Here is a 26102-nt window from a genome sequence, read left to right on the forward strand (position 1 = left end):
ATCGCGAGGTGTATCACATTTGGTGCGTCGGCGCAGGCACCACCCGCGCCCCCTGCACTGGTCCGCTGGCCACCCGCACCGTACGGCACACCCCTGCCCCGGCCAACTGAGCGCCGACGTCGACGGCCGCCGTGCTCGAGGCGCACAGGAAGGCGCACGTCGGTCCCGACCCGGAGATGATGCCCGCGAGCGCACCGGCGTCCAGCCCGGCCCGCAGTGTGCGGCGCAGGCCGGGGTCGAGGCTCAGCGCCGCCGGCTGCAGGTCGTTGCCGAGCAGCGGCGCGAGCGTCGCCGGGTCGCCGGTGGCCAGCGCGGCGAGCAGGGGTTCGGGATCCTTCAGCCGCGGCGGCAGGTTACGCCCGCGGCCGGGAGACTCGCGCAGCCGGTCGATCTCGGCGAACACCGCGGGCGTGGACAGGCCGCCGTCGGCGAAGGCCAGCACCCAGTGAAAGGTGTTCCTGGCCAGCACGGTGGCCAGCTCCTCGCCCCGCCCGGTGCCCAGCGCGGTGCCGCCGTGCAGCGCGAACGGCACGTCGCTGCCGAGCTTCGCGGCCAGGGTGTGCAGGTCGCGCCGCGGCACGCCCAGTTCCCACAGCGAGTTCATCGCGACCAGCACCGCGGCCGCGTCGGCACTGCCGCCCGCCATGCCGCCGGCGACGGGGATCGACTTCTCGATGGTGATCGCCACGTCGGGAGCCCGCCCGACGTGCTCGGCCATCAGCTCGGCGGCCCGCCACGCCAGGTTGCGTTCGTCGGCGGGCAGCGACTCGGCGCCCTCCCCGAACACCTCCAGCGACAGCATGTCGGCGTTGCGGACGGTGACCTCGTCCAGCAGCGACACGGCGTGGAACACCGTCGTCAGCTCGTGGTAGCCGTCGTCGCGGCGGTCACCGACGGCGAGGTACAGGTTCACCTTGCCCGGCACCCGAACGGTGACCGACCCGGTGGGAACCCACTCAGAGGCGGTGCTGCCGTTGGACACGGCACGACATTAGCGCCGACGGACCCCCGACAAGTAGTCAAGCGAGAGAAAACCCGCAGCTACACCGGCCAACCTTAGGCTGGACTGGTGCTCACGGCCGACGAGGACTTCGAGGGATACGTCATCGACGCCACCCTCGGGCGGGGCGGCTACGCCACGGTGTACCGGGCGCACCGGGCCGGCGACCCCGACCATCCCGTCGCGCTGAAGATCCTCGACGAGGACCAGCGGCACGAGGACCAAACCGCCCGGCTGCGACGCGAATTCGAGTTCGCGCACGAGATTCACCATCCGCACGTCATCACCGTCTACGAGCACGGCCCCGGCTGGCTGACGATGGAGCTGATCGACGGTGGCACCTCAAGCGCGCTGCCCGGGGTCACCGAGAAACTCACGGTGCTGGCGCAGGTCGCCGACGCGCTCGACCACATCCATCACCAGGGCATCGTGCACTGCGACGTCAAACCGTCGAACATCCTCGCCACGAAGGACTTTTCGCGTGCGGTGCTGACCGACTTCGGCGTCGCGTACACGGTGGCCGAAACCGTGGACTGGCGCTACGCCCAGCTGGAGGCGTCGCTGCACTACACCGCCCCCGAACTCCTGCACGGCAGGCCGCCGTCGGCGCTGACCGATCAATACGCGTTGGCCGTCACGGCCGTTGAGCTTCTCTTGGGCGCGCCGCCGTTCACGGCGGAGAATCCGATGGAGCTGGTCGACGCGCATCTCAACCAACCGGTGCCCGACTACTCGGACAAGATCGATTGGGTGCCACGCATTTTCGACTCGGTGCTGGGCAGAGCGCTGGCGAAGATCCCGGAAAGCCGCTACGACACGTGCGCAGAACTCATCGCGCAGCTCACCCACGCATTGGACTGACGAGCCGTAAAACCGCCCTATTCGACCGGCTGAATCACCTGGCGGGTCTGCGGATCCCACACACCGGAACGCTCCAGCAGCCGGACGAAGTCGGCGATCGAGAGCGTCTCGCCGCGGCGGGCCGGATCGATGCTGGCCGCCAGCAGCCGACGCGCCGACTCGTTGCCGCTGCCCGCCCATTCGGCGAACGCGTTACGAGACGTCTTGCGCCGCTGGGCGAACGCGATATCGATCAGGTGGAAGACCTGTTCGCGGAACGCCGGATCAGTCGGCCACGGCGAGGTCTCGTACCGGTCGAGGCGGACCAGCCCGGAGTACACCCGCGGAATGGGCCAGAACACCGTCGGCGACACCATGCCGTGCCTGCGCACCTTGCCGTAGAACCGGATCTTGGCGCTCGGCACGCCGTAGTCCTTGCCGCCGGGCTCGGCCGCCAGCCGCTCGGCCACCTCAGCCTGAACCATCACCATGACGGTGCGGATCGACGGCAGTTCGGCGAGCAGATGCAGCAGCGCAGGGACGGCGACGTTGTAGGGCAGGTTCGCCACCAGCGCGGTCGGCTGCTCCGGCAGGTCGCTGGGCTGCAGTTCGAGAACATCCTGGTGCAGCACGCTCAGCCGGTTGATCTCGCTGTGCGAATGCTCGGCGACGGTCTGCGGCAGCTGTCCGGCCAGCACCGGGTCGATCTCGACGGCGGTGACCCGGGCGCCGCGATCCAGCAGCGCCAGCGTCAGCGAGCCGAGACCGGGTCCGACCTCGAGGACATGGTCCTGCCGGTTGATCCCAGACGCCGAAACCACACGACGCACCGTGTTTGCGTCGTGCACGAAATTCTGTCCGAAGGCTTTACGCGGCCGAAAGTCGAGCTCTTTGGCGAGGTGACGAATTTCGGTCCGGCTTAGCAGTCTGATTGTCAGGACGCCCCCACTCTCCCGCTACATACGGGCCACGCGCCCCAACCTTGACGGGCCCGAGTGACCTCAGCAATCGCGATCTGTTCTTCACGAGTTGCCAAATCTGCCCTCGCAGCATACCTCAAACCGCCATTTCTTTCCCAAGTATTTTGATCAAATTGCACGCCGCCGAAGAAACCGTTGCCGGTATTGATCGACCAATTGCCACCGGCCTCACATTGGGCGAGAGCGTCCCATTGCGCTCCGTTGATCACCGGTGGCACCTCTGTACCGGGCTTTGCACCAACCCGGAGGACCCCGTCGATTGCGGGTGCAACTATCACATTGGCTACTGGCAGTCTTCCAGTTTCTTTACCGTTAACCTTAGAAATGGCAAACGTAACGTCCTGAACGCCGGGGGTCCCGGGATTCTCCACGACCTGCCGGCTCATGTTCATCGTCGGGTCTTCGATGCGCTTGTTCTGCGGCGGGAGCGGCACGCGCTCGGTGACCTTTTCGATCCGGATCCGGGTGACGTCGATCTGCATCCCCTCGACGACCGGCGCGCTGGCCGGCGGCGACACCGTGTCGCTCTGCTCGAGCGGTGCGCCTGCGGCAGCCAGCAGGGCCCCGACGTTCGGGGCGGCCAGATGCACGGTGCGCACGGTGCCGCCTTCGTTGATGTGCACGGTCTTTGGGCTCACGACCGGCAGCGACATGCCCGCCAGCGGCACGCGGCTGCCGCGCGACGCCGCGGCGGGCGCCTTGTCGGTCATCGCCAACTGGGACAGCGCCCCGTCGACGGTCGACGCGGTGGTCCATACTTCGCGGCTGCCCTGGCCGTCCAGCGAGATCTGCAGCGGGCGGCTGCGGCGCAGCACGATCGTGTCGGACTGATGCACCTGCTGATCGCCTGCCGGGTACAGATCGTCGCGCTCGTCGACCTCGTAGCCGTTCTCCTTGACGACGTCGATGACGCGCGACTTCATCGTCGAGACCGACATTTCGGCGCCGTCGACGGTGAGCGTGACGGTCTTGTGGGCCGCGACGGCAACGGCGCCGGCGAACGTCAGCGCGAGCAACATCAGGAACACGAGCACACGAAGGTAGGGCGATCGCGACTCGTGCAGTTTGTTCAGTGCGTTCAAATCAGTACTAATCCCCGAGTCGGGCCACGGTCTCGCGTCAGCAGTCCATTGCCAGTTCTGTGCCAGCCGTCATCGATCACAAGACGGTAACGAACCGGCCAAGGAACGGCAACTCTGACGCCTGATTACGGCTGGTTCGTCGGCAAGCCGTACACGCGGCTCGCGGTCGCCGTCGTCTGGCGGGCCAATTCGACGGCGGGCCGGTCGACTATATCGGCCAGCGCCCGCACGGTGTACGGCAGGCAGTACGACTCGTTCGGCGCGCCGCGGTACGGGTGCGGCGTCAGGAACGGCGCATCGGTCTCGACGAGCATCTGATCGGGCGGAATGAGCCGGGCGGCCTCGTGCAGCGCGCGGGCGTTGCGGAAGCTGACGGTCCCCGAGAGGCTGAGCACCCATCCCGCGTCGACGCAGGTGCGCGCCATCTGCGCGTCCGACGAGAAGCAGTGGAAGATGACCGTCGGCGGCGCCCCCTCGGCCCGCAGCACGTCGAGCACATCGGCGTCGGCGTCGCGGTTGTGGATCATCAGCGGCTTGCCGGTCCGCTTGGCCAGGTCGATGTGCCAGGCGAAGGCCTCACGCTGGTCGGCGGGCTCGGCGCAGCCCTCCAGCCGGCCCGGCCAGTAGTTGTCCAGCCCGGTTTCGCCGACGGCCACGACGCGCGGCAGCCCGGCCAGTCGCTCGATGACCGCCTTGGCCTCGTCATTGAGCGCGTTGGCGCGTGTCGGATGCAGCGCGACGGCCGCGTAGACGCGCGGATCCCAGTCGGCGGCCTCGGTCACCCAGTGCACCGAGTTCAGGTCGTCAGCGATGGTGACGACGGCCTGCACGCCCACCGCCGCGGCGCGGTCCACGATCGCGCGCACGTCGTCGGCGCCGACAGCTCCGCACGCATCGAGATGGGTGTGCGCGTCGACCAATGGGCTCAACGGCTCTGGGGGTGGCGGTGCCGGACGAGAGCTCACCGCCACACCATAAGGTGAGAACAAATGAGCACAACCATCCCCGGCGCGAGGACGCGCACCCCAGGGGCGCCGTTCTACATCACCACAGCGATCGCCTACCCCAACGGCGATCCGCACATCGGCCATGCCTACGAATACATCGCCACCGACGCGATCGCGCGGTTCAAGCGGCTGGACGGCTACGACGTGCGGTACCTGACCGGAACCGACGTGCACGGCCTGAAGATGGCCGAGACCGCCGCGGCTGAGGGCATCCCGACCGCCGAACTGGCGCGGCGCAACTCCGATGTGTTCCAGCGGCTGCAGGACAAGCTCAACATCTCCTACTCCCGGTTCATCCGCACCTCCGACGCCGACCACTACGAGGCGTCCAAGGAGATCTGGCGCCGGATGAACGACAACGGCGACATCTACCTCGACGCGTACAAGGGCTGGTACTCGATCCGCGACGAACGCTTCTTCACCGAGGCGGAAACCACCGTCGCCGCCGACGGCACCCGCGTGGCCACCGAGACGGGTGCGCCCGTCACGTGGACCGAGGAGCAGACCTACTTCTTCCGGCTGTCGGCCTACACCGACAAACTGCTGGCCCACTACGAGGCCCACCCCGAGTTCATCGGCCCCGACGTCCGACGCAACGAGGTGATCAGCTTCGTCTCGGGCGGGCTGCGCGACCTGTCGATCTCGCGCACCACGTTCGACTGGGGTGTGCCGGTGCCCGACCATCCCGATCACGTCATGTACGTGTGGGTGGACGCGCTGACCAACTACCTGACCGGTGTCGGTTTCCCCGACACCAACTCGGAGTTGTTCCGGCGGTTCTGGCCCGCTGATCTGCACATGATCGGCAAGGACATCATCCGGTTCCACACCGTGTACTGGCCGGCGTTCCTGATGTCGGCGGGAATCGAGTTGCCGCGCAGGGTTTTTGTGCACGGCTTCGTGCTCAACCGCGGCGAGAAGATGAGCAAGTCGGTGGGCAACGTCGTCGACCCCGTGAACCTCGTCGACACGTTCGGCCTGGACCAGGTGCGCTATTTCTTCCTGCGCGAAGTGCCGTTCGGCCAGGACGGCAGCTACAGCGAGGACGCGATCATCACGCGCATCAACGCCGACCTGGCGAACGAACTGGGCAACCTGGCGCAGCGGTCGCTGTCGATGGTGGCCAAGAACCTCGACGGCGTCGTTCCCGAACCCGGCGAGTTCACCGACGACGACCGCGCGCTGCTGGACATGGCCGGCGAGGGTCTGCTCGAGACGGTGCGCACGCATTTCGACGTGCCCGCAATGCATCTGGCGCTGGAGGCCATCTGGCGGGTGCTCGGTGAGGCCAACCGGTACTTCTCCGCGCAGCAGCCGTGGGTGCTGCGCAAGTCGGAGGCGGCCGCCGACCAGGACCGGTTCCGCACCGTGCTCTACACGACGATGGAGGTGGTGCGCGTCGCCGCGCTGCTCGCGCAGCCGGTGATGCCGGAGTCGACGGCCAAGCTGCTCGACCTGCTCGGCCAGGGTCCCGACGACCGCACCTTCGCTGCCGTCGGCGCCCGACTGAAACCGGGCACCTCGCTGCCCACCCCGACCGGTGTGTTCCCCCGATACCAGGCTGAGTGATTCAAGGAAGTGCTGCACGAGAAGCTGGGCGGACTCTACGAAGAGGTCGCACGACGCAACGCAGGCGAGACGGAATTTCACCAGTCCGTCTACGAAGTGCTGACCAGTCTCGGTCCGGTGGTCGACAAGCATCCCGAATACGTCGACTCCGAGGTGATCCGGCGGCTGTGTGAACCGGAGCGCCAGATCATCTTCCGGGTGCCGTGGGTCGACGACAACGGCACGGTGCAGATCAACCGCGGCTTCCGCGTCGAGTTCAACTCCGCGCTTGGCCCGTTCAAGGGTGGCCTGCGGTTTCACCCGTCGGTGTACCTCGGCATCGTCAAATTCCTTGGTTTCGAACAGATCTTCAAGAACTCGTTGACCGGCATGCCGATCGGCGGGGCCAAGGGCGGCGCCGATTTCGACCCCAAGGGCCGGTCCGATGACGAAGTGATGCGCTTCTGCCAGTCGTTCATGACCGAGCTCTACCGCCACCTGGGCGAGTACACCGACGTGCCCGCGGGTGACATCGGCGTGGGCATGCGCGAAATCGGTTACCTGTTCGGGCAATACAAGCGGATCACCAACCGCTACGAATCCGGTGTGCTGACCGGCAAGGGCACGACCTGGGGCGGGTCGCTGGTGCGCACCGAGGCCACCGGATACGGCACCGTCTACTTCGTCAACGAGATCCTCAAGTCGCACAACGACTCTTTCGAGGGCAAGCGCGCCGTGGTGTCGGGCTCGGGCAATGTGGCGATCTATGCGGTCGAGAAGGTGCAGGAGCTCGGCGGCGCGGTGATCGCGTGCTCGGACTCGAACGGGTATGTCGTCGACGAGAAGGGCATCGACGTCGACCTCCTCAAGGAGGTCAAGGAGGTGCGGCGTGGCCGCATCGCCGACTACGCAGAGATGCGCGGTGGCGCGGCCTCTTTCGTTGCGGACCGCAATGTGTGGGAGGTGCCGTGCGACATCGCGCTGCCGTGCGCCACGCAGAACGAGATCAACGGCGACGAGGCGAGGTCGCTGATCACCAACGGCTGCCGCATCGTCGCCGAAGGCGCGAACATGCCGTGCTCCCCCACCGCGATCAAGCAGTTCGCCGATGCGGGCGTGACGTTTGCGCCGGGCAAGGCGGCCAACGCCGGCGGCGTCGCCACCAGTGCGCTGGAGATGCAGCAGAACGCGTCGCGTGATTCGTGGACTTTCGCCGAAACCGAGCAGCGGCTGGAGCAGATCATGCACCGCATCCACAACCGCTGCCTCAGCACGGCCGACGAGTACGGCCAGCCCGGCAACTACGTCGCAGGCGCGAACATCGCCGGCTTCATCCGCGTGGCCGACGCGATGCTGGCCCTCGGCGTGGTCTGAGCCCGACCTTCCTCCCGCGAGCAGACGCTTGTGCACGCCTTCACCTGGGCTTTTGCGGGCATTAGCGTCTGCTCGCCGGGGCGAGGGGAGTGACGCACGTCACGTTCTGTCACGTCTCGCAGCCGGGCGGTGTCTTGAGGGCATCACCCCGACGAGAGGAGACATCATGACCGACAACCGCACACGCGTCGTCGTCATCGGCGGCGGCTATGCAGGCACCCTGGCAGCCAACCGTCTGCGGATGCGCGACGACGTGCACATCACCCTGGTGAACCCGCGGCCGCAGTTCGTCGAACGGATCCGGCTGCACCAGCTCGTCGCGGGCACGCACGTGGCGACCGCGGACTACGACAGCCTTCTCGGTGAGGGCATCGACCTGGTCGTCGACACCGCGACCCGCATCGACACCGCCAACCAGACCGTCGAGCTCAAAACCCTTCCCGCGCTGCCCTACGACTACGTCATCTACGCGGTGGGCAGCACCGGCACGGTGCCGGAAACCATCCCCGGCGCAACCGAATTCGCCTATCCGATCGCGGAGTACGAGCAGGCCCAGCGACTGCGCGCCGCCATCGACGACCTGGACCCCGACGCCCCGATCACGGTCGTCGGCGCGGGCTTGACCGGCATCGAGGCGGCCACCGAACTCGCCGAGCAGGGACGCAAGGTCACACTGGTCTGCGGCGGGCAGTTGGGCCCGTATCTGTCGGAGCCCGCGCGGCGATCGGTCGCCAAGACGATGCGCAAACTCGGTGTGGTCGTCATGGAGGACGACGTTGTCGCCGAGGTGCGCGCCGACGCGGTGGTCTTCGCCGACGGCGCCGTGCGCCCGAGCGCGCTCACGGTCTGGACCGCCGGATTCGGCGTGCCCGGGCTGGCGGCGGCCAGCGGCCTGCACACCGACGAGATCGGCCGCCTCATCACCGACGAGACGCTGACGAGCATCGACGACGCGCGTATCGTCGCCGCCGGTGACTGTGCTGCTCCGTCGAACGAACCGCTGCGGATGTGCTGCGCGACCGCGTCGCAATATGCGCCGCAGGCGGCCGACACCGTGCTGAGCCGCATCGCGGGCACCGCGCCCGCCGAGTTCGAGTACGCCTACGCCGGGGCATGCATCAGCCTGGGCCGGCGCAGCGCCACCCTGCAGGTGTCCCGCAAGGACGACTCCGCGACGAAGGTCTACTTCGCGGGACGGCCGATCGCCGCGGTCAAGGAGGCGGTGTGCAAGGGCACGCTGTGGGCGTTGCGGCGCTCGGCCCGCAAGCCGGAAGCGGCGTTCTGGCTCAAGGGCGGCCCGCGCCCCGAGCAGCCTGCCCTCGACAAGGTGGTCGCGCAAGCGTGACCACCACCGCGGACGAGCACGCCGAGCGTTTCACGCTGCTGCGGCCGCTGCTGTTCACGATCGCCTACGAAATCCTGGGATCGGCAACGGAATCCGACGACGTGCTGCAGGACAGCTATCTGCGGTGGGCCGAGGTGGACCTCGCGACGGTGCGCGACACGAAGTCGTATCTGGCGCAACTGGTGACGCGCGAAGCGCTCAACGCGCTGCGTTCACGCGCCCGCCGCCGCGAGGACTACGTCGGGCCGTGGCTACCAGAGCCGCTACTGCTCGACGAGAACGACGCATCCGCCGACGTCGTTCTCGCCGAGTCGGTTTCGATGGCGATGTTGGTGCTGCTGGAGTCGCTCACGCCCGACGAGCGCGCCGTGTTCGTGCTGCGCGAGGTGTTCGGCTTCGACTACGACGAAATCGCCGGAGCCGTCGGCAAATCCGCGGCGGCGGTGCGGCAGATGGCGCACCGCGCCCGCGAACATGTGCAGGCGCGCCGCAAGCGGTTCGGGCCCGTCGACACCAAGCGGAGCACACAGATCGCCGAGCAGTTCATGTCGGCCGCCGCCACCGGCGACATGGATCAACTGATGTCGCTGCTGGCGCCGGGAGCCACCTGGGTCGCCGATCACGGCGGCAAGGCCGCCGCACTGCCACGGCCCATCGTTGGCGCCCGCAAGGTGGCCGCGGTGATGAGGGCGCTGTTCCGTGCCGCCGAACGCATGGACATCCGGTTCGAGACGGCGATCTACAACGGCGCGCCCGCCGTGGTCGTGTACAACGAGGACAACCTCGAGGGTGTCTTCGTGTTCGAGGTCATCGACGACGTCATCACCAACCTTTACGCGATGCGGAACCCGGACAAGCTGGTCGGCGTCACGATTCCGCGGACGATCACCCGAGCGTGACGTCCACCACATCGGCGGCGAACCTGTCACACTCCGGATATGCGCGGTGTCTCGAGGTCAGACCGGCTCAACGAAGAGCCGGATGACCCGAGGAGATCGACATGACCGAACAGAAGAAAAGAGTCGTGGTGCTCGGCGGCGGATACGCCGGCGTGATGTCCGCCAATCGGCTCAACCCGCACGCCGACGTCACGCTGGTCAATTCCCGCCCCCAATTCGTCGAACGGATCCGGCTGCACCAACTGGTCGCAGGCAACGACGACGCCATTGCCGACTACCCAAGCGTGCTCGGTGACGGCGTCCGACTCGTCGTCGACAACGCCTCCCGCATCGACGCGGACGCCCACACCGTGGCACTGGCGTCCGGCGACACGCTGGCCTACGACTATCTCGTCTATGCGGTCGGCAGCACCGGTTCCGTTCCGGCGGGCGTGCCGGGCGCGGCCGAATTCGCCTACCCGCTAAGCGAATACGAGCAGGCACAAAAGCTGCGCAGCCGACTGGCCGACGTGCCGCGGTCTGCGCCGATCGTGGTGGTCGGCGGCGGGCTCACCGGCATCGAAGCCGCAACCGAATTCGCCGAAGCGGGGCGTTCGGTCACGCTGGTCACCGATGTGCTCGCACCGACGCTCAGCGCGGGCGGTCGCCGGTCGGTGGCCAAGCAGCTGGCGCGGCTGCGGGTGTGTGTCATCGAGGGCCCGACGGTCGAGCGGGTCGCCGACGACCACGTGCTGCTCGCCGACGGGCGCCGCGTGCCGAGCGCTGTCACGGTCTGGACTGCGGGCTTCGGTGTACCCGGGCTGGCGGCAGCAAGCGGCCTGACCACCGACGAGCTCGGTCGGCTGCTCACCGACGAAACCCTCACCAGCGTCGACCATCCCGCGATCGTAGCTGCCGGCGACGCGGTGTCGCCGTCGAACTTGCCGTACCGGATGAGCTGCCAGGCCGCCTTGCCGCTCGGCGCACAGGCCGCCAACACCGTCATCAGCCGAATCGCAGGCGAACGTCCCGCCAACGTGAACCACGGGATGGCCGCCCAGTGCATCAGCCTCGGCAGGCGCGCGGGCACCTTCCAGGTCAACAACATCGACGACTCGCCGCGAAAGCTCTACGTCGGCGGCCGCCTCGGGGCCGTGGTCAAGGAGCAGGTGTGCCGTTGGACGCTGAAGTGGATGCGCGACGAGGCCGAGAAACCCGGCTCCTATTCATGGAAGAAGTGGCCCGGCCGCCAGCGGCTGCTGGCCCAAGCCGCGGAGGTCGCACAGGTCCGATGAACGCAACGCCGGGTGACGAGCACGCCGAACGGTTCACGCTGTTGCGCCCCCTGCTGTTCACCATTGCCTACGAAATCCTAGGCAGCGCAACGGAAGCCGATGATGTGCTGCAGGAAAGCTACCTGCGGTGGGCGGGTGTCGACTTGGATACGGTCGTCGACACCAAGGCCTATCTCGCCCAGCTCGTCACCCGGCAGTCGCTCAACGCGCTGCGGGCCGCGTCCCGCAGGCGCGAGGAGTATGTCGGCCCGTGGCTGCCAGAGCCGCTGTTGGTCGACGCTATCGACGCGTCGGCCGACGTGGTGCTCGCAGAGTCGGTGTCGATGGCGATGCTCGTCGTGCTGGAGACGCTGAGCCCCGACGAACGCGCGGTGTTTGTGCTGCGCGAGGTGTTCGGCTTCAGCCACGACGAGATCGCGCAGACGCTGGACAAGACCCCGGCCGCGGTGCGTCAGCTGGCCCACCGCGCCCGTGAGCACGTACAGGCGCGTCGCAAGCGGTTCGAGCCCGTGGACCCGAAGGTGTCGAGCGAGATCACCGAACGGTTCTTCGACGCCGCCGCCACCGGCGACGTCGACGGGCTGCTGGAGATGCTGTCGGCCGACGTCGTGTGGACCGCCGACAGCGACGGCAAGGTCACCGCGGCACGCAAGCCCATCGAAGGCGCCGAGCGCGTCGCCAAGCTTCTCGTTGGCCTGGTCCGGGTGGCGGGCCAGGCGGGCCACGTCGAACCCGCGATGTACAACAACGCTCCCGCGCTCAAGCTTTACCTCGGCGACAGCTTCGAGGGCCTCATCACCCTCGAGGTCGTCGACGGGCGGATCACCCACTTCTACGTGATGCGCAACCCGGACAAACTGATCGGCGTCGACGTCCCGCGACAGATCACCCGCTCCGTCTGACAAGCTGAGCCGGTGCGGATCGACCGGCTCGGCGACCTCGGCAGCGCTCCCGCGGTGCTGCGGGCACTCGCCTACGCCGCGGCCCGCACCGGGCACGCCCCACCCGCGGCGCTCATCGGTGAATGGTTCGGCGCCGCAGCGATCATCGCGCCGTCGGTGACCGTGACCGCCACCGGCGTCGCCGAGGTCTTCGACGTGCCCGTAGGCGACGCGAAATCCGACGCGAAATCCGGCGCGGTGGGCGGCGGCTGGTTCGGGTACCTGTCCTACCCCGATTCCGGCGCCGACGGTCAAGCGGCGCGAGTTCCCGAAGCGGCAGGCGGGTGGAGCGACTGCGTGCTGCGCCAGGACGTTGACGGCCAGTGGTGGTATGAAAGCCTGTCCGGCGCAGAGCTTTCTCGATGGACGCTCGAAGCGTTGCACAACCCCGTGCCGCCGAACGTGTTTCGACTGCCCTGGGACGACGCCGACAGGGCCACGCACCGGCGAGGGGTGCTGAAGTGCTTGGAGGCGATCGCCGCGGGCGAGATCTATCAGGCGTGTGTATGCACGCAGTTCGCGGGCCGGATCGACGGCGCGCCAATCGATTTCTTCGTCGACGCGGCGGCACGCACCGCACCGGCGCGGGCCGCGTTTCTGGCAGGCGAATGGGGTGCGGTGGCATCGCTGTCACCGGAATTGTTCCTGCGACGGGCGGGCACCGCGGTGACGTCGAGCCCGATCAAGGGCACCCTGCCGCGCACCGCCGACCCGGCCGCGCTGCGGGCGTCGGTGAAGGACGTCGCCGAGAACATCATGATCGTCGACCTGGTCCGCAACGACCTGAGCCGCGTCGCGGACATCGGCACGGTGACGGTGCCGGAACTGCTGGCGGTGCGGCCCGCGCCGGGTGTATGGCATCTGGTGTCGACGGTGACGGCGCAGGTGCCGGTCGACGTGTCGATGGCCGCGCTGCTCGACGCGGCGTTCCCGCCGGCGTCCGTCACGGGCACACCCAAGACGCGCGCACGCGAACTGCTCACCGGCTGGGAGCCCCGCAGGCGCGGAGTGTATTGCGGCACAATCGGTTTGGCTTCACCTGTCGCGGGGTGCGAGCTCAACGTGGCGATCCGGACGGTTGAGTTCGGCGCCGACGGCTCCGCCGTGCTCGGCGTCGGCGGCGGCATCACTGCGGACTCCGACGTCGACCGCGAATGGGAGGAGTGCCTGCACAAGGCGGCGCCCATCGTCGGCGCGAAACCCACCGCTCAGTCGCGCGACCTCAGCACCGCGTCGTAGAGCTCACGCCGCGACGGCGAGCCCGGGTTGGCGGCGACGACCTGCGCGCACGCGTCCTTGACGCGGGCGCCGTCGTCGACAAGCGCGTTCACCTCGGCGACCAACGACTCCATGTCCGCGTGCGGCTCGGCGCCGGCGAGCACCACGGTGATCTCGCCGAGCACACCGTCGGCGGCCCATGCGGCAAGCTCGCCGAGGGTGCCGCGGACGATCTCCTCGTGGGTCTTGGTCAGCTCGCGGCACACCACCGCCCGCCGCTGCGGGCCAAGCACCTCGACGGCGTCCTGCAGGAAGGCGGCCAGCCGCCGCGGCGACTCGAAGAACACCGCGGTCCGCGGCTCGGCGGCCAGGCCGGCCAGCCACGTCTTGCGGGCCGAATGCTTGCGCGGCGGGAACCCCTCGAAGCAGAACCGGTCGGCGGGCAGCCCCGAGACCGCCAGGGCTGTCGTCACCGCCGACGGGCCGGGCAGGCAGCTCACCGGCAGCCCGGCCGCCGCACAGGCCACCACCAGGCGGTAGCCGGGGTCGTTGATCACCGGCATGCCCGCGTCGCTGACCACCAGCACGGTCGCACCGCCGCGAATGTCAGCGACCAGCGCCGGGACCCGCGTCGCCTCGTTCTGGTCGAACAGGCTGACCACGCGTCCCGTGATCTTCACCTCGAGCGCCTGCGCCAGCGCACGGACCCGCCGGGTGTCCTCGGCGGCGACGACGTCGGCGCTGCTCAGGGCGCTGACCAGGCGCGCGCTGGCGTCGGAGGGCTGACCCAGCGGCGTGGCGGCGATGAGCAGTCGGCCTGAGGTCACGCCGACAGCCTACGATCGCATCCGTGACCGCCCCTGCCACAGAAGCGCCGCGCGCGGTCCCCGTCATCAGCCCAGGGCCGCTGCTGCCGGTCGCCGACTTCGGGCCGGTCGACCGCCTCAACGGCTGGACGATGACGGCGGTGATCACTGCGCTGGCCGCGGTGACACGCTTCCTCAACCTCGGTTCGCCCACCGATGCGGGCACGCCGATCTTCGACGAGAAGCACTACGCGCCGCAGGCCTGGCAGATGCTGCACAACCACGGCGTCGAGGACAACCCCGGCTACGGCCTTGTGGTGCACCCGCCCGTGGGCAAGCAACTGATCGCGATCGGCGAGGCGATCTTCGGCTACAACGGGCTGGGCTGGCGGTTCAGCGGCGCGGTGCTGGGCGTCATCGGCATCGCGTTGGTGGCGCGCATCGTGCGACGGATCAGCCGCTCGACGCTGGTCGGCGGGATCGCGGGCCTGCTGCTGATCGCCGACGGGGTCAACTTCGTGTCGTCGCGGACTGCGTTGCTCGACGGCTTCCTGGCGTTCTTCGTGGTGGCGGCGTTCGGCGCGTTGATCGTCGACCGCGACCAGGTGCGCGAGCGAATGCACGTGGCGCTGATGGAGGGCCGCATCGCCGAAACGCCGTGGGGCCCACGCCTCGGCGTGCGATGGTGGCGCTTCGGCGCCGGGGTGCTGCTCGGGTTGGCTTGCGCCACAAAGTGGTCCGGGCTGTACTTCGTGGTGTTCTACGGGTTGATGACGCTGGCGTTCGACATCGCCGCGCGCAGGCAGTACCGGGTGCCGCGGCCGTGGCTGGGCACGCTGCGCCGCGACCTCGGGCCTGCCGTCTACGCGTTGGGGCTGATCCCGTTCGGCGTGTATCTGGCGTCGTATGCGCCGTGGTTCGCCTCGGAGACGGCGGTGAACCGCCACGAGGTCGGCCAGTCGATCGGACCTGGCGGATTCCTGCCCGACGCCATCCGGTCGCTGTGGCACTACACCTACGCCGCCTACAGGTTTCACGCCGGGCTGACCAACGCCGACGGCAACCACCACCCGTGGGAGTCCAAACCGTGGACGTGGCCGATGTCGCTGCGGCCGGTGCTCTATGCGATCGACCAGGAGAACGTTCCCGGCTGCGGCGCGCAGTCGTGCGTGAAGGCCGTGATGCTGGTCGGCACGCCCGCGATGTGGTTCATCGCGGTGCCCGTGCTCGGTTATGCGCTGTGGCGGGCGTTCATCAGGCAGGACTGGCGATACGCCGCCGTGCTGGTCGGCTACAGTGCGGGCTTTCTGCCGTGGTTCGCCGACATCGACCGGCAGATGTACTTCTTCTACGCGGCGACGATGGCGCCGTTCCTGGCGATGGCCATCGCGCTGATCCTCGGCGACATACTGCATCAACCGAATCAGAACGCCGAGCGAAGAACCCTGGGCCTCATAGCCGTCAGTTGCTATGTGGCCCTGGTCATCACGAACTTCGCGTGGCTGTATCCGATCCTGACGGGTCTGCCGATTTCACAGTCGACGTGGAACCTGCAGATCTGGCTGCCGAGCTGGCGCTGAGTTTTCTCGCCCGCGCTATATCGGGTCGCGGGCCGCCGGGCACGACATGCAGCGCGGCCCGCCGCGGCCCGTGCCCAGCTCGGAGGCCGCTATCGCCAGCACCTCGATGCCCGAATCCTGCAGGCGCGCATTGGTTTCGGTGTTGCGTTCGTAGGCGACGACGACGCCGGGCGCCAGCGCCAGCGTGTTGTTGCCGTCGTCCCACTGCTCACGCTCGGCGGTGACGGGATCGAGGCCGGTGGGAATCACCCGCAGCTTGTCGATGCCCATCGCTTCGGCGGCGGCCTCGAGGAACGGCGCTTCGTCGTCCATCTTGACCTGGCCGTCGCCGTGGCGGTGAATCGCGAACGCCGACAGCGAGTCGACGATGTTCGGGTACATCACGACGGCGTCGGTGTCGACCATCGTGCACACCGTGTCGAGATGCATCTGCGCCCGCTCCTGCGCGATCGGCACGACCAGCACCGTATGCGCCAGGTCATCGTCGAACAGGCTGCGTGCCAACGCCTCTGCGCCGGCGGGCGTCGTCCGCTCCCCCACCCCGACGGCCACCACGCCTGGCGCCAGCAGCAATACGTCGCCACCCTCGACCGGCGCCGACCGTGACTCGTAGGCCCGCCGCACGCCAAGGAACCGCGGGTGGTGCGCGTAGATGACGTCGGTCAGCGACGTCTCGCGGATGCGCGCGGGCAGCGCCAGCGAGGTGATGGCCACTCGCGGGCCGATCCAGAACGAGGAGTCGCGGGTGAACAGCAGGTTCGGCAGCGGCTCGATCACGAAGTCGCCGCCGTGGTGCATGCGACGGACCAGCGACATCTCGCCGCCGCTGATGGGCAACTCGGTGAAGGTCATGCCTGCCATCAGCACATGCGCCAGATCAGCGGGCTCCAGCGTTCGCAGGTATTCCGAAAGTTGCTGCGCCAGCGGCAATCCCAGTCTGCGAGCGTCGACCGCCGCCGAGATCCCGTGCATGCGCGCGGCCCCGCTGTGCGCCAGCGCCTCGGTCAGCAGGTCCGACAGCAGCAGCACCTCGACCCCGCGCGACCGCAGCAGGTCGGCGAACGCGTCGTGCTCCTCCTGCGCCTTGGCCACCCACGGCAGCCCGTCGAACAACAGCGCGTCATTGTTGCGGGGCGTCAACCGCTGCAATTCGGGGCCGGGACGATGCAATATGACGACGCGCAACGCTCCGACCTCGGAGTTCACGCCCAGTGCAGTCTCTGCCACACCTAGCACCGTAGCGGGACCAGCTCCTCCGTTCGTCGCGAGCGCCACCTTAACTATTGTTTAGGTATGGACACCCACGAGCTGACGCCGGGCGAGTTGGCCGCCCGCAGCGGCGTGGCCATCTCGGCGCTGCACTTTTACGAACGCCAGGGCTTGATCATCAGCCGCCGCACCACAGGCAACCAGCGCCGCTACACGCGCGACATGCTGCGCCGCGTGGCGTTCATCCGGATGTCGCAGCGGCTCGGCATCCCGCTGGCGCGCATCCGCGAAGCCCTTGCGACGCTGCCCACCGACCGGGTTCCCACCAGCAAGGACTGGGCGCGGCTGTCCGCAGGCTGGCGCCGAGATCTCGACGACCGCATCCTGCATCTGCAGCGGCTGCGCGACAACCTCGCCGACTGCATCGGCTGCGGCTGCCTGAGCCTCAAGACTTGCGCGCTGACCAATCCCAACGACGTCCTCGCCGAGCAGGGCCCCGGGCCGGTTCGACTATGACCGTATTCGAACGCGTGTGCGATAGACTCGCGAGCATGGAGGTAGCGCTGCAGAGCTCGCTCTTCGACCCCGCCGAACGGCAGCATCTCGGCAGCGGCGCATGGGTCGAGGTGCGCTCCGGCTGGCTGAGCGATGCCGACACCCTGTTCGACGAGCTCCTCGACGCCATCCCGTGGCGCGCCGAGCGCAGGCACATGTACGACCGCGTGCTCGACGTGCCACGGCTGGTCAGCTTCCACAATCTCGTCGACGAACCCGCTCCCCACCCCCGACTGAGGGAGATGCGGCGACGGCTGAACGACACCTACGGCCGCGAACTCGGCGAGCCGTTCACCACCGCTGGCCTGTGCCTGTACCGCAACGGCGACGACAGCGTCGCCTGGCACGGCGACACGATCGGCCGCAGCAGCAACGAGGACACCATGGTGGCGATCGTCGGCCTTGGCGCGACAAGGGTTTTCGCGCTGCGTCCGCGTGGCGGCGGCAAATCGCTTCGGCTGCAACACCATCACGGCGACTTGCTGGTGATGGGCGGGTCGTGCCAGCGCACCTGGGAGCACGCCATTCCGAAGACGTCGAAGCCGGTCGGTCCGCGGATCAGCATCCAGTTCCGGCCGCACGACGTCCGCTGAACGTCCTGAATACCCTTGCCGCTCAACCCTTTACGGTCGACACACCTTCGGTCAGCAGATCCGTCGCGCGCTTGGTGTTGACGGGCACGATGGGCTTGTCCGGAACGACGAGCGGATTCGCGGTGACGATGACAACGAACGTGCCGAACTTGGCGACGTAGTTGTACAACTCACCGGTGGCGGGCTTGCCGTTGACCGCTGTCTGCACCACTCGGTGGGCGCCCGAGGTGTGCACGCCGTCGATCTTGGGCGCCTCGACGACCTCGACGAGCCCGCGCACCGCACCCCCGCTGTAGCCGACCTTGTGGCAATTCGCGGGAGGATCGTCGGCGGGCACCGTCTCCGACGTTTCGACGGCGATCACGATGAACCGGTTGCCGTCGCCTTCTGCGGTGATCGCCGACATGTTGCCTTTCACACCCTTGGGCAGCACCTGCTGGCTGGCGAACTCCGCGCAGCCCGGCGGCTCGAATTTCATTCCCGGAGGCAACTTTTGCGGTTCGAAGAGCTTGGGGTCGATGCCCGTCGGACCGATGTCGGTGACCTTGAACGGCGCCGGGAAACTCGACCGCAGATTCTTGATGTTGGCGATGTCGGCGTGCGAAAGGTCCGGCTCGGCGGATTCGGCGGAGCCGCACGCGGCGAGCGTGCCAACGCATGCGATGACAAGCATCGCCCTCGGGTTGAACATCGCCGCCAATGTACCTGCAGACAGCGCGTCAACCGCGCAACGCCGACACCGTTTCGACCAACAGATCCGAGGCGAATTCGACGCCGAGAGGAGGGTTCGGCGATCCCGGATCGTCGACGACGGTGACGAAGGCCAAGTAGTCACCGAGGTAGGCGCAAAACGTGCTCGCGGTCGTGGAGGTGGCGGTGCCACCCTCGACGACGGTGGTCGCCTCGGTGGCCATCCCGACGGTCGTCGCCCCGTCGATGGCCGGGGCGTCGATGAGGTGGACGGTGCCGGTGGTGTTGCCCGATGCCGCCGTCCACTGGCCGCACTCGGCCAACACCGCGGGGTCGAACGCGACAGGCGCGGCCGGCGACCCGGTGACGACGGCGTGCACGATGCCGCCGGGCCCCGACGCCGACCAGGCACGTGTCGTCGCCTCGTCGGTCGGCGGCGAGGCGAACATCGTGCACTGCGACGGTTCGATGACCCAGCCGGGGCCGAAGCCCCAATACGCGACAGGTGATGCCGGACCGCCCATGTCCGCGAGCTCGTATCCGGCGGGCAGTATCCCGCGGACCCGCCCGATGTTGGCCGGGTTGACCTGCGCGTTCGCCAGGGTGCTCGGCGACGGCGACGGCGGCGGCGCCGCGGTCGGCTGCCCGCAGGCGGTCATCAGACACACCGCCGCCAGCGCTGGACCGGGCCAGGATCGCCGCACGGCCCGTTGATACCACAGAGAACGCTTAGGAAAGCGGCGCAACGCTTTGCGGGTTTCGAACGATCAAACAAATGGTCGGGCTCATAAAAGTACGGAGAACTGTCATGCGCGCAGCGTGGGGTATGGCAGGGGGGATCGTGATCGCGGGCCTGGCGCTCGCCTCAGGGGTGACGGCAACGGCGCAGCCCATTGCGCCGGGCGGGGCCTACGCGACGATCGCAGAGCTCGAGGCGAGCGGCTACGACGTGAACATCGACCGGGTGGGCAACGCCCCGCTCGACCAGTGCATCGTCACCAGCGTGCGCAATCCGCAGGACATCACCCGCACTATTTGGGTGGACAACGGCCGCAAGGGCAAGCATCGGGACCGCGAGCTGGTGACCATCGTCGTCCGCAGGACGATCAGCGTGTCGCTCAACTGCGACGTCTAGCTGATCACTCCGAATCGCCGCTGTCCGACGGCTCGTTGTCCGGCTGGTTCGCCTTGGTCCCGGTGGGCCGTTGACCGGTCAGCGTCTTGACGATCCGTGACAGCGGACCGTTGCCCGGACGGATCCCCAACGGCCGCTTCGGCGGGTTGAAGTTCAGCGACTCGCGGATCACCTGCAGTGGGCGCGGCCTGGTGGCCTTCGAAGGCGCACTCGCATCCGGCGTTTCACCCTGTTGCGCCTCGATGACGTTGGTCTGCTCCTTGGCGGCTGCCTGTTTCGCAGCCGGCTCTGGCTGGGTGAGCGCCAATGGAGCCTCGGGTGTGATCTCGGGTGTGGCCTCGGATGTGACCTCGGGCGTGGGGTTTGGCACGCCGACGTTGTCCTCGGCCTGCTCGCCCGTGGTCTTGTCGTAGACGGGGCCGCCGACGCCGAACGGCCGGTAGACGTTCGCGGTGCCGAGCGGGCGCAGCGTCGAATTCGGACCAGTCGCTTGTTGAACCGTGTCGTCGATGCCGACGGGGATGGCGCCCAACATGTTTCCGACGAGGTTGATCGGGTTGCCGATCGGGCTCAGCTGGAACTTCACGTGCTGGCCGGGGCTGAGGTCGCGGCGGTACTTGTCCTCGATCCACACCCGCAGCAGCGCATCGGGCAGCGCCAGCGCCGGTCCCGGTACGCCTGCCTGCTCCAGCAGCATCAACAGCGGCAGCCGCGGTGCGGTCACCATGTAGTACGTCGTGTCGCCGTACTTGCCCTGGTAGACGATTTGCACGTCTTTGTCGACGCCGTCGTCGATATTTCTCGTCGGCATGTTGCCGTGCAGAAGCGCATACGACGCAATCGAGTTCGCGAAGGCGAGCGGGGAGAGCCGCGCCGGCGCATCGCCGCCGAGGAAGTCGTACTGCGCCGCGGCGTCGACGGTCGGGAAAACGTAGTCGTCGTCAGGCGAACACGTCGGGCCGTCGCAACTGTTCTTCGTGGGTCCGTAGAACGGGATGCCAATGATCGGGATGGTGAAACCTTCAAAGCCGCGCGCGAGGATTCCACCGTTGGCCCGCATGGGATTTGAGACCAGGAAGAACTCGGTGCCGTCGAGATAGGGGTTGAGGTCACCGTCCTCGATCATCTGGTTCTTCACCAGTGAGGCGACGACGGCGCTCTGCGAGTACCCGAAGACGATGAAGTATTCGCCATCGCCGGGTGCAGGCGGATTTCCGTTCCCGTTGACGCCCGGGTTGTTGTTGACGGAGCACGTGCCTGCTGCCGCGCCCAGACAGTGTCCGAGGTTGCCCACCCCGTCGCTGACCGAATTCTCGAACGTCGTCGTGCCGAAGGCCGGGAAGAACTCCGCCGGATACACAACGGCGTACGGCGTGATCTCCCCGTTTTGTCCCGTCCCGTGAACGATGTAGTGGTTGAGGGCCTGCCCGAAGTACTCGTTGACGAAGGCGTCCGTGTCGCCGGTCGACGACAGCGGATGCTGGGTTCCGCCCATGATCAACGCCGTGGCGGCCAGTAGCTGAACGGCGCTTGTGATCGCGACCGAAACCACCAGCGCGGGCACGGTGAGCACCGCCACCAGAATGACCACCAGCGAACGCGCAATCGCCTTCATCGACGACCTCTCCCCTCACTTCACCGCACTGCGGCGATGCAAACCGAAAATCCGGTGGACCCGAAACCGAGCCAGCCCCCACCACACAGGACAGAGCGATTTTGCACTATTCGGCTACAAATGGATAGCGAAACGCTCAAACTTCTCTTGGCGCGGCTAAAGCCCTGCGTGTCTTATGGGTTCACGGGGGTGTCATCGAGCCTGTGGCAAACCGCTCTGACCTGTGCTTCGATTCACGGCGGCCCGGCTCGATCTTCACGGCGATTCGGCACCCATCCGCGGTTTGCCGACCGTAGAGTCATTGCCCAAATTGCCACGGACACGGGAGACCCCAATGACGAAACTGAGGGCTGGCGGCATCGCCATCCTTGCGGTCGCACTCGGCCTCGGGCTGGCGAGTTGCAGTTCAGAGGAGAAAAAGGCCGAGGAAACCACATCGGCCACCACGTCCGCCGCGGACGAAACCAGTGCGCCGGCGGCGGCGCCCGAGACGCCCGCCGTCCCGGTGCCGCACAAGACCATTCCCGACTACATCAAGGAGAACGGCATCACCGAGACACCGGTGAAGCGGGGCGACCCAGGCTCCCCCGAGATCAACCTGACGCTGCCGCCGGGCTGGGAGGACCTGGGTGAAGGAACACCGCCGTGGGCGTGGGCCGCTTACCGATTCACCGGCGACCCCGCGATGGCCGAGAACCCTCCGACGATCACGGCGCTGTTGTCCAAGCTGCAGGGCAATGTGGACCCCGCGAAGATCCTGGAATTCGCACCTGGCGAGATGATGAACCTGCCCGGATACGAGGGCGGCTCGGGAACCGCAAGCACGCTGGGCGGATTCGACGCCTGGCAGATCGGCGGCGTGTACACCAGGGACGACGCGAAGCGGGCCGTTGCCCAGAAGACGGTGACGATTCCCGGGGCCGACGGGCTGTTCGTTCTTCAGGTCAACGCCGAAGGCACCGAGGACCAGATGGGCGTGCTGATGGACGCCACCAGCCTGATCGACGAGCAGACGACCATCACGCCCGCTCCCTAGCGGTCAGGCCCGCGACACCGCCGAGGCCGCATCGACCTGCTCGGGCGTCGGCCGGACACCGGTGTAGCGCTCGAACTGCTCGGCGGCCTGCAGCGCGATCACCTCGGCGCCGCTGATGACTCTGACACCCGTTTCGCGTGCCGCGGTGATCAGCGGCGTCTCCGAGGGCATCGCGACGACGTCGAACACGGTGTCGGCGGCCGCGATCGTGGACGCGTCGAACGCGCTTTGGTGTTCCTCCTGGCCGCCCGCCATCCCGATCGGTGTGACGTTGACGACGATGTCGGCGCTGCGCGAGCCGATTTCGGCGGCGTACTCGTAGCCGATGTGACGCGCCAACGCCGCACCCGTGTCGGTGTTGCGGGCGATGACGATGCCGTTGGCGAAACCGCTGTCGCGGAACGCCGCGCCGACGGCATTGGCCATTCCTCCGCTGCCGTGGATCAACACGGATTGCGAACTGTCCAGGCGGTGTTCGGTGATCAACCGCTGCACGGCAAGGTAGTCGGTGTTCGACGCGGTCAGGTGCCCGTCGTCGTTGACGATGGTGTTGACCGCGTTGATCGCGCGGGCGGAGTCTTCGACCGTGTCGACGAGGCCAATGACGTCTTGCTTGAACGGCATTGACACCGAGCATCCGCGGATGCCCAGTGCCCGCACTCCCCCGATCGCCGCGGCGATGTCGGTCGTGGTGAACGCCTTGTAGATGAAGTCCAACCCGAGCAGGTCGTAGAGGTAGTTGTGGAACCGGGTACCGATGTTGCTCGGTCGTCCGGCCAGCGAGATGCACAGTCGGGTGTCCTTGCTCAGCGGCGGGCGCATCAGCCCACGGCACCCATGACTTGGCGTGCCATGGAATGGATTTCCCGGAACAGCTCACGCGGCATGTCCAGATCGCGCAGTCCCGGCACGTCGATCGTCGTCGTCACCACACCGAGGTCGTCCCGCTCCCATTGCGCACCGAACCGGTCGAAGATAGTGCGCATCGCCATGTTGTCGGAAAGCACCCGCGCAGTGAACCGGCGCACGCCGTCGCCGCGCGCCGCAATGGCCAACGCCGCCATCAGAAATGAGCCGATGCCGCGGCCTTGATAGTCGTCGGCGACGATGAACGCCACCTCGGCCAGCGTCGGATCGTTTCCGTCGCGCACGAACCGGGCGTCGGCGACGACGGGGCCGTCCTCGCCCTCGGTCATCACCCACACGAAGTGATCCTTGTAGTCGACCTCGAACAGGTAGGTCATCATCGACTTCGTCGGCTTGCGCGGGGTCTGAAACCGGCGGTACAGGGTCTCACTCGAGAACTCGATCGCGCCGTCGGTGGTGCGCTCGCTGTCGCCGGGCAGAACCGGCCGCAGATACAGCTGACTGCCGTCGCGCAATTGGACGGGGATCGGGGTGATGAACGCCGCGAGCCGTTGGCGGGCGGTCCGCAGCAGTTTCTCCGTCATGCCCGGCACTTCCAGCATGACGGAGAAGGCCGCGTGCCCGCCGACCCAGCCGGTCAGCGGCTCAGTCGCCACCACGGTCGCGGTCCGTGGGGCGTGGCGCAGCAGTGCGATCTCGCCGACCACCGTCGGCGCCGTCAGCTCGACCACGGTGGCCACGCCGTCGTCGCCGGTGTGGATGACCTCCGCGCGCCCCGACCCGATCAGCAGGAAGGATTCCGCCCGTTCTCCCTGGCGCATCAGGGTCTGGCCCGCCTGCGCTGAGAGCGGGCGTAGCTGTGCCGCCAGCTGCACCAGAGACTCGGTGGAGCAGCCCTTGAAAACCTCGAGGGCTGCGAGCTCGTCGGCGCTGACGGCCGTCACTCCGGCCACGTCACGAGGCTACGGGCTGCCCGCCGCGACGAGCAAGGATGCGGTCGCAGGGTCACTGACGGCCGCCGGGTGCCGAGATCTCGGTGGCCTCGACGCGTCCCCGCAACACCTCGCTGCCCTTCGAGATCCAGTGCCGCCGCTCGTCTTCGTCGGCGCGTTCGATGGCCGCCGACGAGGCCAGGATGCGCCGCTCCGACGCCTTCGCCAGATCGGCAAGGCGCGCCGCTTCGTTGACCGCGTCGCCGATCACGGTGTACTCGTAGCGGTTTTCCGCGCCGATGTTGCCTGCGAACACCGCGCCCGCCGAAACCCCGATGCCGAAGTCGACCAGCGGTAGCGCCCGCAGTTGCTCGCCGAGCGCCCGCGAGGTGGCCAGCGCCGCGGAGGCAGCGCTGTCGCTTCGCAGCGGAGCGCCGAAGACCGCCAGCGCAGCGTCGCCCTGAAACTTGTTGATGAGCCCGTCGTGTTCGTCGACGGCCTTGACGACGATGCGGAAGAAGTCGTTGAGCACTTCGGCGACCTGCTGCGGAGGATGGCTGGCCGCCAACGCCGTCGAGCCCGTCAGGTCGATGAACAGGATCGCCGCCTCCTGTACGTCGCCCGACATCGACGCGCCTTCCTCGATGGCGCGGCGCGCGACGTTGGTGCCGACGTGGCGGCCGAACAGGTCACGCAGCCGTTCCCGCTCGGCGAGGCCTGACACCATCCGGTTGAATCCGCTTTGCAGCCTGCCGATTTCGGAGCGCTCGAAGACGTCGACGCTGACGTTGAAGCGGCCCTGCTCGACCTCGGCCATGGCGTCGACGACCTCACTGATCGGGTCGGAGATCGACCGCGACGTCAGGATCATCGTCGGCAGGCCGAGGACCACGGCGGCGAGCGCGACCATGAGAACGGCGATCTCCACCGACGCCGTCTTCGGGATCAACCAACCGTTGGCCCGGACCACGATGAGCGCCACGATGACGAGCGACGGCAGCCCGCTGCACAACAGCCACAACAGGACCAGTCGGGCCAGCACACCGGGCGCGGCGATGAGCCGCTCCGAGGCGTGTGTGGCGGCGGCCAGGATCGGGCGGACGATGTTCAACGTCAACAGCATGCCGATGCCTGATGCCGCTGCTCCGCCGAGTGCGACGCCCACCACCGTCGGCACCATGATGCCGACTCCGCCGTCGTGGTTGAGGATGATCGACACCGCGCCGCTGAGCGCCCATACGCCTGCCAGTAGCGCGGACTGCCGAGCAAGCAGGCGGGTCAACGCTTTTCGCTGACGCGCGTTGGGCTTCTCGCCCGCGTCGAACCACTTCAGCGTCGGCAGGATGTTCAGCGCGCCACCGACGGCGACGGCCGCCGTTCCGACGACGATCAGCACCGCGGAGCCGATGATGTTCTTTGCGGTGAAGTAGTTCTGCGCGCCGAGCAGCGCCTCGCCGCCGAGCGGTATCAGGATGGCGATGGCTGCCGTGACCGACAACAGATAGGCGACTGCGAGCCGGCCCGCATAGTTGACCGCCAACCTGCTCATGTGAACAAGGTAGCGGGGCTCGACGCG

General features: G+C 67.8%; 25 protein-coding genes. 13 read left to right on the forward strand and 12 right to left on the reverse strand.

Annotated features, from left to right (window positions below):
- Window positions 1–13: 13 nt before the first annotated feature.
- Window positions 14–982 (reverse strand): 4-(cytidine 5'-diphospho)-2-C-methyl-D-erythritol kinase, encoded by a 969-nt coding sequence (locus tag CQY20_RS15395; RefSeq protein ID WP_097940952.1) that lies wholly within the window; start codon window positions 980–982, stop codon window positions 14–16.
- A gap of 87 nt (window positions 983–1069) precedes the next feature.
- On the opposite strand from CQY20_RS15395, the gene CQY20_RS15400 reads away from it, so the two are divergent.
- On the forward strand, window positions 1070–1861 hold the full coding sequence (locus tag CQY20_RS15400) for a serine/threonine-protein kinase (protein WP_097940953.1): 792 nt from the start codon (window positions 1070–1072) through the stop codon (window positions 1859–1861).
- 17 nt (window positions 1862–1878) lie between these two features.
- Here CQY20_RS15400 and rsmA read toward each other — a convergent pair whose 3' ends face one another.
- The 3 genes from rsmA to CQY20_RS15415 form a co-directional block, all read right to left on the reverse strand.
- On the reverse strand, window positions 1879–2778 hold the full coding sequence (rsmA, locus tag CQY20_RS15405; RefSeq protein WP_097940954.1) for a 16S rRNA (adenine(1518)-N(6)/adenine(1519)-N(6))-dimethyltransferase RsmA: 900 nt from the start codon (window positions 2776–2778) through the stop codon (window positions 1879–1881).
- Window positions 2775–3902: a resuscitation-promoting factor gene (locus CQY20_RS15410; RefSeq protein ID WP_097940955.1), complete on the reverse strand. Its 1128-nt coding sequence runs from the start codon at window positions 3900–3902 to the stop codon at window positions 2775–2777. Before CQY20_RS15410 ends, rsmA begins: the two co-directional genes overlap by 4 nt.
- 125 nt (window positions 3903–4027) lie before the next feature.
- Complete coding sequence (locus tag CQY20_RS15415; RefSeq protein WP_371871145.1) at window positions 4028–4873, reverse strand: TatD family hydrolase; 846 nt, start codon at window positions 4871–4873, stop codon at window positions 4028–4030.
- 18 nt (window positions 4874–4891) lie between these two features.
- Here CQY20_RS15415 and metG point away from each other — a divergent pair, with 18 nt between their 5' ends.
- The 7 genes from metG to CQY20_RS15450 all read left to right on the forward strand — a co-directional run bounded on the left by metG (window position 4892) and on the right by CQY20_RS15450 (window position 13529).
- Entirely contained in the window at window positions 4892–6478 is a 1587-nt protein-coding gene (gene metG, locus CQY20_RS15420; protein WP_097940956.1) for a methionine--tRNA ligase, read from the forward strand.
- 9 nt (window positions 6479–6487) lie between these two features.
- On the forward strand, window positions 6488–7831 hold the full coding sequence (gdhA, locus tag CQY20_RS15425; RefSeq protein ID WP_097940957.1) for an NADP-specific glutamate dehydrogenase: 1344 nt from the start codon (window positions 6488–6490) through the stop codon (window positions 7829–7831).
- 166 nt (window positions 7832–7997) lie between these two features.
- Window positions 7998–9176: an NAD(P)/FAD-dependent oxidoreductase gene (locus CQY20_RS15430; RefSeq protein ID WP_097940958.1), complete on the forward strand. Its 1179-nt coding sequence runs from the start codon at window positions 7998–8000 to the stop codon at window positions 9174–9176.
- Entirely contained in the window at window positions 9173–10075 is a 903-nt protein-coding gene (locus CQY20_RS15435; RefSeq protein ID WP_097940959.1) for an RNA polymerase sigma-70 factor, read from the forward strand. The genes CQY20_RS15430 and CQY20_RS15435 overlap by 4 nt, the downstream gene beginning before the upstream one ends.
- A gap of 101 nt (window positions 10076–10176) precedes the next feature.
- Window positions 10177–11349 carry an NAD(P)/FAD-dependent oxidoreductase gene (locus CQY20_RS15440; RefSeq protein WP_097940960.1) on the forward strand — a complete coding sequence of 391 codons (1173 nt, stop codon included), beginning with the start codon at window positions 10177–10179 and terminating at the stop codon, window positions 11347–11349.
- Window positions 11346–12251, forward strand: a complete 906-nt coding sequence (locus CQY20_RS15445) for an RNA polymerase sigma-70 factor (RefSeq protein WP_097940961.1) — start codon at window positions 11346–11348, stop codon at window positions 12249–12251. Before CQY20_RS15440 ends, CQY20_RS15445 begins: the two co-directional genes overlap by 4 nt.
- Before the next feature lie 12 nt (window positions 12252–12263).
- Window positions 12264–13529 carry an aminodeoxychorismate synthase component I gene (locus CQY20_RS15450; RefSeq protein ID WP_097940962.1) on the forward strand — a complete coding sequence of 422 codons (1266 nt, stop codon included), beginning with the start codon at window positions 12264–12266 and terminating at the stop codon, window positions 13527–13529.
- On the opposite strand, the gene rsmI is transcribed toward CQY20_RS15450, so the two are convergent.
- Window positions 13499–14335: a 16S rRNA (cytidine(1402)-2'-O)-methyltransferase gene (rsmI, locus tag CQY20_RS15455; RefSeq protein ID WP_097940963.1), complete on the reverse strand. Its 837-nt coding sequence runs from the start codon at window positions 14333–14335 to the stop codon at window positions 13499–13501. The two genes, CQY20_RS15450 and rsmI, sit on opposite strands and share 31 nt — an antisense overlap.
- A gap of 23 nt (window positions 14336–14358) precedes the next feature.
- On the opposite strand from rsmI, the gene CQY20_RS15460 reads away from it, so the two are divergent.
- Window positions 14359–15894: a dolichyl-phosphate-mannose--protein mannosyltransferase gene (locus CQY20_RS15460; RefSeq protein WP_097940964.1), complete on the forward strand. Its 1536-nt coding sequence runs from the start codon at window positions 14359–14361 to the stop codon at window positions 15892–15894.
- A 15-nt stretch (window positions 15895–15909) separates the two neighbouring features.
- Here the strand turns inward: CQY20_RS15460 and arcA are convergent, their stop codons facing one another.
- Complete coding sequence (arcA, locus tag CQY20_RS15465; RefSeq protein WP_097940965.1) at window positions 15910–17121, reverse strand: arginine deiminase; 1212 nt, start codon at window positions 17119–17121, stop codon at window positions 15910–15912.
- Between the two features lie 66 nt (window positions 17122–17187).
- Between arcA and soxR the strand changes: the two genes are divergently transcribed.
- Complete coding sequence (gene soxR, locus CQY20_RS15470) at window positions 17188–17619, forward strand: redox-sensitive transcriptional activator SoxR (RefSeq protein WP_097940966.1); 432 nt, start codon at window positions 17188–17190, stop codon at window positions 17617–17619.
- Window positions 17620–17654: 35 nt separating this feature from the next.
- Entirely contained in the window at window positions 17655–18251 is a 597-nt protein-coding gene (locus tag CQY20_RS15475) for an alpha-ketoglutarate-dependent dioxygenase AlkB (protein WP_097940999.1), read from the forward strand.
- A 22-nt stretch (window positions 18252–18273) separates the two neighbouring features.
- On the opposite strand, the gene CQY20_RS15480 is transcribed toward CQY20_RS15475, so the two are convergent.
- Together CQY20_RS15480 and CQY20_RS15485 are read right to left on the reverse strand one after the other, a co-directional pair.
- On the reverse strand, window positions 18274–18942 hold the full coding sequence (locus CQY20_RS15480) for a DUF5642 family protein (protein WP_097940967.1): 669 nt from the start codon (window positions 18940–18942) through the stop codon (window positions 18274–18276).
- A gap of 28 nt (window positions 18943–18970) precedes the next feature.
- Window positions 18971–19645 (reverse strand): DUF5642 family protein, encoded by a 675-nt coding sequence (locus tag CQY20_RS15485; RefSeq protein WP_234816262.1) that lies wholly within the window; start codon window positions 19643–19645, stop codon window positions 18971–18973.
- 104 nt (window positions 19646–19749) lie between these two features.
- On the opposite strand from CQY20_RS15485, the gene CQY20_RS15490 reads away from it, so the two are divergent.
- Window positions 19750–20076 carry a hypothetical protein gene (locus tag CQY20_RS15490; protein ID WP_165789263.1) on the forward strand — a complete coding sequence of 109 codons (327 nt, stop codon included), beginning with the start codon at window positions 19750–19752 and terminating at the stop codon, window positions 20074–20076.
- Window positions 20077–20080: 4 nt separating this feature from the next.
- Here the strand turns inward: CQY20_RS15490 and CQY20_RS15495 are convergent, their stop codons facing one another.
- Entirely contained in the window at window positions 20081–21691 is a 1611-nt protein-coding gene (locus CQY20_RS15495) for a PE-PPE domain-containing protein (protein ID WP_097940969.1), read from the reverse strand.
- A gap of 334 nt (window positions 21692–22025) precedes the next feature.
- Between CQY20_RS15495 and lpqN the strand changes: the two genes are divergently transcribed.
- The gene (gene lpqN, locus CQY20_RS15500; protein ID WP_097940970.1) at window positions 22026–22727 is read left to right on the forward strand and encodes an envelope biogenesis lipoprotein LpqN; all 702 of its coding nucleotides are present in this window, start codon (window positions 22026–22028) and stop codon (window positions 22725–22727) included.
- 3 nt (window positions 22728–22730) lie between these two features.
- Here the strand turns inward: lpqN and CQY20_RS15505 are convergent, their stop codons facing one another.
- Genes CQY20_RS15505 through CQY20_RS15515 form a run of 3 tightly spaced genes read right to left on the reverse strand, consistent with a single transcriptional unit; the run spans window position 22731 to window position 26075 of the window.
- Window positions 22731–23549 carry a shikimate 5-dehydrogenase gene (locus tag CQY20_RS15505; protein WP_174814795.1) on the reverse strand — a complete coding sequence of 273 codons (819 nt, stop codon included), beginning with the start codon at window positions 23547–23549 and terminating at the stop codon, window positions 22731–22733.
- Complete coding sequence (locus CQY20_RS15510) at window positions 23549–24547, reverse strand: acetyltransferase Pat (RefSeq protein ID WP_097940972.1); 999 nt, start codon at window positions 24545–24547, stop codon at window positions 23549–23551. Before CQY20_RS15510 ends, CQY20_RS15505 begins: the two co-directional genes overlap by 1 nt.
- A gap of 52 nt (window positions 24548–24599) precedes the next feature.
- On the reverse strand, window positions 24600–26075 hold the full coding sequence (locus CQY20_RS15515) for an adenylate/guanylate cyclase domain-containing protein (RefSeq protein ID WP_097940973.1): 1476 nt from the start codon (window positions 26073–26075) through the stop codon (window positions 24600–24602).
- Window positions 26076–26102: the final 27 nt, after the last annotated feature.

The organism is Mycolicibacterium agri, assembly GCF_002553505.1.
In the GTDB taxonomy this organism is placed as follows: Bacteria; Actinomycetota; Actinomycetes; order Mycobacteriales; family Mycobacteriaceae; genus Mycobacterium; species Mycobacterium agri.

Coding starts and splice junctions, on each gene's coding strand:
- CQY20_RS15440 (WP_097940960.1), top strand. CDS start 10,177: ATGACCGAACAGAAGAAAAGAGTCGTGGTGCTCGGCGGCGGATACGCC.
- CQY20_RS15515 (WP_097940973.1), bottom strand. CDS start 26,075: ATGAGCAGGTTGGCGGTCAACTATGCGGGCCGGCTCGCAGTCGCCTAT.
- CQY20_RS15490 (WP_165789263.1), top strand. CDS start 19,750: ATGCGCGCAGCGTGGGGTATGGCAGGGGGGATCGTGATCGCGGGCCTG.
- metG (WP_097940956.1), top strand. CDS start 4,892: ATGAGCACAACCATCCCCGGCGCGAGGACGCGCACCCCAGGGGCGCCG.
- CQY20_RS15480 (WP_097940967.1), bottom strand. CDS start 18,942: ATGTTCAACCCGAGGGCGATGCTTGTCATCGCATGCGTTGGCACGCTC.
- CQY20_RS15505 (WP_174814795.1), bottom strand. CDS start 23,549: ATGCGCCCGCCGCTGAGCAAGGACACCCGACTGTGCATCTCGCTGGCC.
- CQY20_RS15430 (WP_097940958.1), top strand. CDS start 7,998: ATGACCGACAACCGCACACGCGTCGTCGTCATCGGCGGCGGCTATGCA.
- CQY20_RS15475 (WP_097940999.1), top strand. CDS start 17,655: ATGGAGGTAGCGCTGCAGAGCTCGCTCTTCGACCCCGCCGAACGGCAG.
- soxR (WP_097940966.1), top strand. CDS start 17,188: ATGGACACCCACGAGCTGACGCCGGGCGAGTTGGCCGCCCGCAGCGGC.
- CQY20_RS15495 (WP_097940969.1), bottom strand. CDS start 21,691: ATGAAGGCGATTGCGCGTTCGCTGGTGGTCATTCTGGTGGCGGTGCTC.
- CQY20_RS15445 (WP_097940961.1), top strand. CDS start 11,346: ATGAACGCAACGCCGGGTGACGAGCACGCCGAACGGTTCACGCTGTTG.
- lpqN (WP_097940970.1), top strand. CDS start 22,026: ATGACGAAACTGAGGGCTGGCGGCATCGCCATCCTTGCGGTCGCACTC.